This is a genomic window from Arthrobacter sp. AQ5-05 (assembly GCF_003287975.1).
Lineage (GTDB): Bacteria > Actinomycetota > Actinomycetes > Actinomycetales > Micrococcaceae > Paeniglutamicibacter.
This window is the reverse complement of sequence record NZ_QMKQ01000060.1, coordinates 1-3,833: the sequence shown is the minus strand read 5'-3', so window position 1 is coordinate 3,833 and position 3,833 is coordinate 1. Positions and strand designations below refer to the sequence as shown.

Sequence of the window (3,833 nt, the reverse complement as noted above, 5' to 3'; positions counted from 1 at the left end):
GCCCGGAAATGGGGTGGGAAAGCCTGCCGCCAGTGGTCAAAACCGGTTGCCGCCGGTGGTCAGTTCAATTGCCGCTGGTGGTCAGCGGGGATTGCCGCCTACGGTCACTTTAGAACTTCCGCTGACACCACGCCAGAACCGTGAGGGGAACGCCGACTTCGACGTGTTGGCGCAGTATTTCCCAGCCTGTCGTGGCCTTGTTGGTGCGATTGACAGCGGGTCCTTCCTTCAAGGCCTTGCCGTCGTCACCCATGGCTACGTCGAGGATTTCGTTGCGGTCAGCTTCTGGCACAACAGACCTGCCGATCCGTAACTGAAACGATCCACTGGGCCATCGGGAGAATCAGGGGCTCTTGATTGAGCTGATGTCTTGGCCCGAGGTGGCGGTAGAGCGTCGTGCGGTTGCACCCGACCAGGTGCGACACATCCTTGGCGGTGCGTCTCTTCGCGCGGGCTTCCTTGGCGGTTGCGAGCTTGTCGGCGATCACCCTCGGATTGGAGAGCGGCAGGCCGAAACGGGTGCCCAAATATGCTCCGAAGAATTCCCGAAGACTCTTCCGTCAGAATCATGAACATGGTGATGATCGCCTTATTGCATGAGTATGCGGCGCTTTGGGGGCCACCCGTTATTGTGCGTGGAAGCCAGCGGTATTGCCGTTCGGGGCCAGCAACTGCCCGGATGTGAGCCACCCGCCCCAACGAATCCTGTCGTGCTCAACGGTGCCGATCTTCTCTCGCGTGTTCCAGCTTCCAACATCGGTCCAGCCGGTGTTGAGGATGATCCGATCCGTGACCGCGTCGTCGTGGACGAAGTGCCGGACCGCGGGCGCCGGCTCGCCGCGAGGCACTGCTCGCGGAACACGGCCCCGCCGCAGCCGCATGACATGTGCCCAAGCTACGTGCGGAGACATTTTCCGGTGGTGGGTCCCGGCAACGGCCGCCCCACTCCGGCAGGACTGAACCGGCCATGCTCGTCCAGAGCCTTGCAACGCCCATCGGGTTGCCCTGGTCAATCGGTCCACCTGTGGCTCGGTCGGCTCACGGCACGGGAACGGCCACCTGTCAACGGCGAAGCCGCTTTCATGGAGAGCCTTCGCGTTTTCCCGGGATGGTCCCCACTGGCAATATTGCAGGCCTCCACAGACGCAAATATTCTCTAATGGCATCCATGCGCCATCTCTCTTCGGCCCCTATGCGTCTTGGGCGTACCCCAACCCGACGAGAATTTGACATTGTGTGATTCAAGAACCACACGATCCGCCGAATGTGACAGTAGAGGTGCAACACGATTTGGAGTAGACCCACTGAATCCTTCACATTGGATTTTCGAGCAAAGAACTGATCGGCCTCGAGATCGCCAATCTGTAGTCGGAGGACTGGCGTGACTCGCCGGGTCGTCCTTTATGCGAGCACCGCCGAGCTGAGGACCTTGCCACGGGATTCACGAATCCCGAAGATACAGGCAACGCTGACGGCAAAGAGCAACGTTGCGTAGATCGCGAATGTCCAACCGCCAAACGAACCGGTGGGCCATGCGTTCAGGTAGGGAGCGGTGCCGCCGAAACGGGCCACGCACACCGAATACGGAACAGCCACGCCCATGGTGCAAATTCCGGTGGGGAAGAGTTCGGCATAGGTCGCCGGCATGATGGAAAGCATGGCACCCATGAGCACCAGCAGGACGCTCATGGAAACCACCAACTGCCAAACCTCACCCCGGAAGAGCCACGACATGGGCAACTGCATGAGGGCGGAGCCGCCCAAGCCGAGCATCAAGAGAGGTTTGCGGCCAATTTTGTCTGACAGCTTTCCCCAAAACGGGAGGGATACCATGAAGGCCAGGTTGCCGATGACACCTGCCCAGAGCGCGGGACCGGCATCGATCCGGGGTAAGTCACGGCCATCGTAGGGGTCGCCACGGCCCGCGTGTAGTATCCCACGGTGATTTCGAGGGCCAGGCCGATGACCTGTGCGGCCTGCTTTCGGTGGGCTATGATCTGGATCCAAACCGACTCGATCTTCGTCCTTGGTTTCGCCGCGACCTTTTGAAGTCATCGGTTTCCTTCAGCGAGGCACGCATGATCAGCGTGTGCAGGCCGAGGACTCCTCGGAGGATGAACGGTACTCGCCATCCCCAGGCCACCATTTGGTCATGGGTGAACAGCAACGTCATGACCGCGCCCATCAGGGTTCCTGCGACTACGCCAATGGTTCCCGAGACATAGGTCAGGCTCGACCACAGGCCACGCTTGTCGATTGGAGCCATTTGTAGAGCGTCGAACAGTTTGGTGATGCGTTGGTCATGGTGGGTGACGATGACGCCACCTCGGTTCGGGGTTCATCGGCGGCACCAGCATGACCATGACACCGGGTCTCCCGACCGCCGGGCCATGATCGCCGCAGCCGTATCGTCGGCGTGAGTCCGTCCGTCCGGCGGCGAGACGGCCCTTCCAATCCGAGCAACAAATGATCCACACGAAGAGGCCACCCCTGCCACCGATGGGCATGATGGGCAAGAGTCATTGACTTGGGACCTTACCAAGTGAAAAGGAGCGGTCGCAATGATGACCGTGGGCAGCCCCGGGCGGACCGAGACCGCATTGCCGGCAGGCGATATTTCGTGTCCGGACTGTTCGGATCGGCTGCGCCCCCACGGGTTCGCCCGCACCCGAACAGTGCGGGGCCTGGGCGATGATCAGCTGACACTGCGGCCGCGGCGCGATCGCTGCGCCGGCTGTGGGCTTACCCAGGTGCTGCCGGCCGTGCCGCCCGCACGCCGGGCCGACGCCCTTTGAGGTCATCGGTACCGCACTGGCGGCAAAGGTCGCCGGAAGCGGGCACCGCGCGATTCCCGCCCGGCTGGGCCGCCCCGTTTCGACGGGTGCCGGAAACACACGCACACTGGCTGTACGGTCAGGCCGTGCAGCACGCGTTCCGCCTCGACCCCAAGATCCTGGTCCGTCCCAAGCGGTGGCCGAGCCTGCTGGGCCGGAGCTTGAGAGTCTTGGCCGGTGCCGCATTGGCCCTCCGCCACCGGGTGGACCCGAGCTGCCGTCCTGGACCCTCACCGGGCACTTCACCCGGGGCCGCCTGCTGGGCCCGCCGCCGCGCACCTGAAGATCCGAGGCGACCGTGCGTTGCCGTGCCCCGGAACCGGCGTCACGATGACGACGACATCGATGGCCCTTTCCACGTGCCCGGCAGCGTCTCCGCCCACCACGTCACGATGGGGACCAAACCCGCCAAATCCATCGTCATTCAAGGTGCCGCCGTCATCGTCAAACAACGCGCTCGATAACACGTGGCGCGGAACACCTATTGTTGTTTTCGCCAATCAGCCTGGTGGTGCGCCGCATCAGACGCGCTTCCCCTTTGTTTGCAAGGGTTCCAGGAAGATTGGATGCAGGTAACCACCGATTTGCGGTGGTGCGGAATGGTGTGTATAGTTTTCTAAGTCGCCGCGAGGGACACAGCGGGAAAGTTGCTGGAGGAATCGCCGGGCGACCGAAATATCTACCAAAACCCCCACCCAGTTTTTTCTAGGTTGCCTTGTGCGCCGGAAATGATGGCGGGAATCGCATGTTAGACCAGGTCGGGCCGGAAACGGTGGATTTGCGTCGGGACACGCGGTGGGGTAAGGTAGACAAGTTGCTCCAGAGCGAAGCGCCGGCAGGAAACGTCAGTCCGGGTCGTGGAAGTTGGAAGCGTCTGTTGTTTGAGAACTCAATAGTGTGCCAAATTTGTTGATACCAATTTATTTATTTTATTGGTGAATGGTTTCAGGGTCCGCACCCCCGTGTGGATTCCTGGGGCAATTTGCCGGGATTTTTTTA

The 3,833-nt window shown here is 61.4% G+C and carries 3 protein-coding genes; 1 reads left to right on the top strand and 2 read right to left on the bottom strand.

Annotation, left to right across the window (positions count from 1 at the left end; all coding sequences use genetic code 11):
• The coding region (locus tag DQ353_RS21900; protein WP_220094085.1) for a hypothetical protein at nt 1–313 on the top strand (313 nt) is incomplete at its 5' end.
• 1,088 nt (nt 314–1,401) lie between these two features.
• Here DQ353_RS21900 and DQ353_RS20910 read toward each other — a convergent pair.
• Nucleotides 1,402–2,055 carry an MFS transporter gene (locus tag DQ353_RS20910; RefSeq protein ID WP_113765111.1) on the bottom strand — a complete coding sequence of 218 codons (654 nt, stop codon included), beginning with the start codon at nt 2,053–2,055 and terminating at the stop codon, nt 1,402–1,404.
• Entirely contained in the window at nt 1,991–2,266 is a 276-nt protein-coding gene (locus tag DQ353_RS22670) for an MFS transporter (RefSeq protein WP_181578545.1), read from the bottom strand. The genes DQ353_RS20910 and DQ353_RS22670 overlap by 65 nt, the downstream gene beginning before the upstream one ends.
• Nucleotides 2,267–3,833: the final 1,567 nt, after the last annotated feature.